Raw genomic sequence first — 5,055 nt, 5'->3', positions numbered from 1 at the left:
TCAAGGCCTCGAACCGATCGGGCAGACCTTTCGCAACGGTGACCCATCGCGCTGCGTGCCGCATATCGTCAACATCAGCTTCAACTTCGTCGAGGGCGAGTCGCTGATCATGGCGGTCAAGGACCTGCGCGTATCGCCGGTTTGCGCGACCGACTGCTTCAAGGCCTCGAACCGATCGGGCAGACCTTTCGCAACGGTGACCCATCGCGCTGCGTGCCGCATATCGTCAACATCAGCTTCAACTTCGTCGAGGGCGAGTCGCTGATCATGGCGGTCAAGGACCTGGCCGTATCGTCCGGGTCCGCATGCACTTCGGCATCGCTGGCCCGTCGTATGTTCTGCGCGCGCTCGGGCGCAGCGATGAACTGGCCCACAGTTCGATCCGCTTCAGCATCGGGCGGTTTACCACCGCGGACGAAGTCGACTACGCGGCGGCACTACTGCGCGACAAGGTTGCGCGACTGCGGGAGATGTCGTCGTTGTGGGAGATGCATCTGGATGGCATGGATAGCCTTTTTTACACTGTCGCGAAACTTGGCCAATATCGCACCTCCGGTACCTGCTTGCACTTCAGATAGGCGCAGAGTGCTGTCAAGTTGGCAAGCAACCTCCGCCATAAAGCTGCTAAGCGAGGCGAAACCGTAAAGAGCGACCCCGAGACGATAAAGATAGAGGTCGTCATCGGGCAGTGCTAGCCGAGTTCGGTTTCGCACTGCATCTACGGCCAGATCAGCGAGTCCAGTCCTACTCATTTTCGTTTTCCTATTCGGCCGCTCGGCTTGCTTCGGAATACAACTCGCCCAGGATAATGCGCGCGACGCCTTCGGCGGCTGGCCCACCACGTGCGCCCTTGGTACAACCGCCCGTCATCCGGACTGTCATCCAATCCGTCCTGTCAACGCTGTATGAGCCAGGAACTTCAACACCATTGACCGTGATCGAAATGTCAGTCCAGTGAGTAGGCGCGCTTTGTCGATTCTTCATTCCCGAGGCTCCGAGTTTTCCGTCCTAGTCGCTGCCAGCCTTGTAATAGCCTGATATCGCCATGTGCTACCCGGCTTTCTGTTGGGTTGTGTTGTTTTCCTAGTCGCGAGGCAGCCAGCCTTTTGCGTTACGTTCAGGCAACGGCAAGCCTTTCGCACGAAGCTTAGCCGTCACCTTCGCTTCGAGGTGGGGTGCCCAACCATCCCAATTCGCCTGCCAACAGGTCATGCACACGTTGATGCCATACGTCGGAATGGTCTTGCCATCGTACAGATGTGGCCCGAACTGATAGCTCGCCCCGCAGGTGTCGCAGCACTGCATTAATTTCACGTCTTTCATGATTCCGGTTTTCCGTTGTCCTTTGCGCATCAGGCCGACCGACCATCTTGCCCGATGGCCTTCAGCCCTACGCCGATGAATGCGAGCCTTGTCAGGCCGAAAATGCTCGCGACGGCGGCCTCGCCAAAATTGTGCGATGACGACCACAGATGCCCCATGAGCAACCCCAGCGCTAGCATGACGGCTGAGCCCGCAAACCAACTAGCGGACATGTCGTGGAGGAATCTTCGCTTTTATATCAAGCGCGCTTTGCCCCTGTATCACAGTCCGGTGGATGAACTGCTCAAGCGCAGCGGCCAAAGTGCGAAACTCCTTTTTGTCAGGCGACCATCCACGATGGGCAGCGGCGCCTCCAGCGTCTGCGACGGTTGCTAAAATCCGAGATTCCGTCTCGCCAACAAACCCATTTTCAAGTAGCGCTTTTACCTTTTTTTCGAGAGATAAACCAGGGTTGATTTTCAAGAACTCGGTGGCTCGATCTAGAGCTGTTCGCAGCCCGACAGACGCCAATATCAGACCGTCGTTCTGGAACGCAACATAGGTTTGCGTCAAGATATCGTAAAGCTGCGGATCAATGGTGGAAAGGTCCCAAATCCAGTCCGGTCGTTCATCCTTGGCGTCGGGAGGAGGAAACGTTTTTATATCAGAAGGGTGAGAGATTACTTCATTCCCGTGGCGGTCGTATCCGCCATCCCAACTTTCGGAATCGCAACTGCTTTTCCAATAAAACACGGTATCGCAACCCATACATCTAAGTATGCGGTGGTCATTTTGCCCGTTTACAGAATGCACGCCATCTGTCCATTCCCAAGGCTCATCTAGTGCCCCATGTATGGTGCAATTCCGCTCCCCATCGCAGCGTGGACAGTGCGCTTTCATGGTGTCCTGAGACATTGGTTGCTCCAAGCGAGGGGTCCTTTTTGTTTTCCGTTATCGGCCCAGGCCGTGATTACGCAATCAAACGCATCCCGGCGACCTTCGAAGCCATCACGTCGAAAGTTGCCGTGTACTCGCATTCGGCGACGTGCCCCGACCGCTCGATCAGGCAGTCCGCGAAATCCGCCTTCGCAGATGCACCGAAAACGCGAAGTGCTTTTCGCACCGTGTCCGCACCTTCAACGACCAGTTCCTTGGTGCCGATCATCGAATCGATAATGTCCTTCATCTGCTCACGCTCGACGCCGTAGCAGCGCCCGAGCACCCACACGACCTCGACCAGTGCAACCTGCGAAACGTACCCTGGCTGCTCGGCCGTTAGAGACGCCATAAGCGCGGTCGCCTTCTTCGACTGCACGGCATCGTCCTCCGCGAGGTACCGGACCAAAACATTTGTATCCAGTCCGATCATCGCACTGATGCTCCCTGCTCGGCGATGGCCCGGTTCATGTCCTCAATCGACACGGGATTACCGGGCTTCTTCACGATACCTTTGAGCGACGCAAGCGAGCGCGTAGCTGGGTAAACCTCGTACCGGCCCGTGACCTCATTGAAGCTGAATTCGATCCGGTCGCCCGATTCCAATCCAAGTTGGTTGCGTACGTCCACCGGAATCGTTACCTGGCCCTTCGATGTGATAGTTGCTGCTGTCATTAGTCACCCCCCCAATATTCCTTACTTTATGGTAAGGAGAGGATAAAAGCAAGCGCAAAATAGCGCGCTAGCCCTTGGATTACGGCAAAATCGCGCCAAACTGGAATTTCCATGCATCAGATTACCGTTGCCATGGCTTGGGCCATCTCGGCGAGCGACACATCGATATACCGGCTCGTTTGGTCAATGCTCTTGTGGCCGAGAAGCAGCTGAACTTGCTCAATGGTCGCGCCATTGGAAAGCAGCCTTGTCGCGAATGTTCGACGGCCGCTGTGGCTTGTTCCTTTTGTGCCAGCAGCTCGGTATAGCCCGGTGACGTACGCCTATAGGGAATCAGCCGCCCAATAGTCTGTTGTAGCTCCCTGCGCGTCGGTACGGGGCTTCATGCTCAATGAAAACGAATAGCCCTTCCGACTCAGCACGAGAGGAAGGTGGGGGTTTAAACCGTGATAATCCGTGCGGCCCATTGCTGTTCCCAACTCCCGTTCGCGCCTGTGCAAAACGTAGCGGCCCAGTGCAGCAATAATTTTGGGCGACGATGGATAAATGCAGCGTTGTCTGCATCCTTTCGTAATGGCCGCACGCAATGACACTTCCCGCCGTAAATCTCCGCTCGCAAAGTAAAAGTCTGCAACGGTAACCTGGGCAATCTCGGTGATTCTCATCCCACATGCCAACCCTAATAGCAAAATAACCGCATCGCGTTCCGGGTGACGGCTGGTGGCGTCAGTGACTCGAAGAAGATGCCGGATTTGGCTGGGGGATAAGACTTCGGCGCGTTTGATGTGCTGGCGCATAGCGAACCTCTGAACGTATAGGGAATGGATCGTGTTCAGAGAGAAAACCCGCAAGGCTCTTTTTCGAGCATATCACTGCGTCATCGCTCGCAACCTCGGAAAGTCGTGCGAATCGCGAATGAAGCCTTTGCATCATTGGAGCGGGCGGTCTACTGTCATCGAAGCGGACTTAAAGCGATTGGTCAATTCGTGTAACGCGTCGGGCAACCATCAGCGAAAGGCGGCAAATGCATATGGAAATACAAAGTCGTCCGTCTCCCGCATATTGAATATGCGCCTTGTGAACTTTAAATTTTGCCATCCTCATGAACGCTGCCATGCATAGGATAGTTTCTGGTGCAATCGCGCTGGCCGTAGTATCGAACACGTTCGGCGCGGATGCAGAAAAAAGCATCACAGTCGCGGTCGAGGTAAATAACACTCATTTCGATGCTAATGGTGACGATCCTCCATGCGCAAGCCCGTTAAACGGAGCGGTATCGCGCCCAGGTTACGAATTTTGCAAAGACGTATGCGCGGACATTCCAGCCGGTGCGGTGGTGACTCATGTCTTGTTAAGCGCTAGCGATAAGGACGGCGGCGCCAGCGGTGGGTGCCTTAATGGTACGACCTGTAGCATTTCATGGTCGAAATGGTGGTCGACGCCAGAAATTGACGGAACTCATGTTTGCGGCCATTTCAAAAACTGGTCGTCGGGAAATAAACGCACCGGAACTATGATTAACTACTACCGGTGAGCGCAGCCGATTCACAAAGAAGACCTGCTGAGAGCGCACTTTCCAAAGCTCATAGAAAGTCGTGCCACCCGCAAATGAAGCCTTTGCATCATCGGAGCGGGCGGTCAACCGTCTCGATATTATGGGCGCTTCTGAATCAGTGTCAGATTCTTTTGAAGAAGCATCGTGAAGCTCGATTATTTTTTGACGGGAGTGCCTCATGAATACGCCAACGCAACTGCCCCACACGGGCGCATCCTCGATAGTCACACTCGATGCATGGGTTGAAGGCTTCGTACTTACCCACGTTTTACGCGGCAATATCGTGCATTTCACCGCGACTGGACAATTGACAACGTTTTTCGTCAGTCAAGGCGACATGAACCCGTGGGCTGGTCCAGACGGATACGGTCAACACGAGCCAGCGGCCGGTTACGTGATGCCTTCGGCCGTATGCGATCCATCAGTAGCGTCCTTGTGTAGAAATCGCTGCACTCTGATGCTAGGTGTCCACGTGGACACTTAGAGGATTTGCACCGATGACAGAAGAAAATGACTTGCGAAGCCGTTTAGTGATTGGCCAAAAGCGCGATGGCCGACGCGAATACGATGACGAAGCGCGGGATGAA

The 5,055-nt window shown here is 54.9% G+C and carries 6 protein-coding genes and 2 pseudogenes; 2 read left to right on the top strand and 6 right to left on the bottom strand.

Annotated elements, in window-relative coordinates; translation table 11 throughout:
• Positions 1 to 129 precede the first annotated feature (129 nt).
• Positions 130 to 578: pseudogene (locus ACRXB1_RS30115) on the top strand (aminotransferase class V-fold PLP-dependent enzyme); the annotation flags it as partial.
• 505 nt (positions 579 to 1,083) lie between these two features.
• Here the strand turns inward: ACRXB1_RS30115 and ACRXB1_RS30110 are convergent.
• The 6 genes and pseudogenes from ACRXB1_RS30110 to ACRXB1_RS30085 all read right to left on the bottom strand — a co-directional run bounded on the left by ACRXB1_RS30110 (position 1,084) and on the right by ACRXB1_RS30085 (position 3,710).
• Complete coding sequence (locus tag ACRXB1_RS30110) at positions 1,084 to 1,323, bottom strand: hypothetical protein (RefSeq protein WP_449494118.1); 240 nt, start codon at positions 1,321 to 1,323, stop codon at positions 1,084 to 1,086.
• 201 nt (positions 1,324 to 1,524) lie between these two features.
• Complete coding sequence (locus ACRXB1_RS30105) at positions 1,525 to 2,217, bottom strand: DUF4145 domain-containing protein (RefSeq protein WP_449494117.1); 693 nt, start codon at positions 2,215 to 2,217, stop codon at positions 1,525 to 1,527.
• A 55-nt stretch (positions 2,218 to 2,272) separates the two neighbouring features.
• On the bottom strand, positions 2,273 to 2,671 hold the full coding sequence (locus ACRXB1_RS30100) for a PIN domain-containing protein (protein WP_097276763.1): 399 nt from the start codon (positions 2,669 to 2,671) through the stop codon (positions 2,273 to 2,275).
• Positions 2,668 to 2,913 (bottom strand): AbrB/MazE/SpoVT family DNA-binding domain-containing protein, encoded by a 246-nt coding sequence (locus ACRXB1_RS30095; protein WP_449494116.1) that lies wholly within the window; start codon positions 2,911 to 2,913, stop codon positions 2,668 to 2,670. Before ACRXB1_RS30095 ends, ACRXB1_RS30100 begins: the two co-directional genes overlap by 4 nt.
• Positions 2,914 to 3,029: 116 nt before the next feature.
• A pseudogene (locus ACRXB1_RS30090) lies at positions 3,030 to 3,212 on the bottom strand (tyrosine-type recombinase/integrase); the annotation flags it as partial.
• A 24-nt stretch (positions 3,213 to 3,236) separates the two neighbouring features.
• On the bottom strand, positions 3,237 to 3,710 hold the full coding sequence (locus ACRXB1_RS30085; RefSeq protein ID WP_449494115.1) for a hypothetical protein: 474 nt from the start codon (positions 3,708 to 3,710) through the stop codon (positions 3,237 to 3,239).
• Between the two features lie 305 nt (positions 3,711 to 4,015).
• On the opposite strand from ACRXB1_RS30085, the gene ACRXB1_RS30080 reads away from it, so the two are divergent.
• Positions 4,016 to 4,447, top strand: coding sequence for a hypothetical protein (locus tag ACRXB1_RS30080; protein ID WP_449494114.1), 432 nt, complete (start codon positions 4,016 to 4,018; stop codon positions 4,445 to 4,447).
• Positions 4,448 to 5,055: the final 608 nt, after the last annotated feature.

Source organism: Caballeronia sp. M23-90, assembly GCF_053574605.1.
This window is presented reverse-complemented; position numbering and strand designations above follow the sequence as displayed.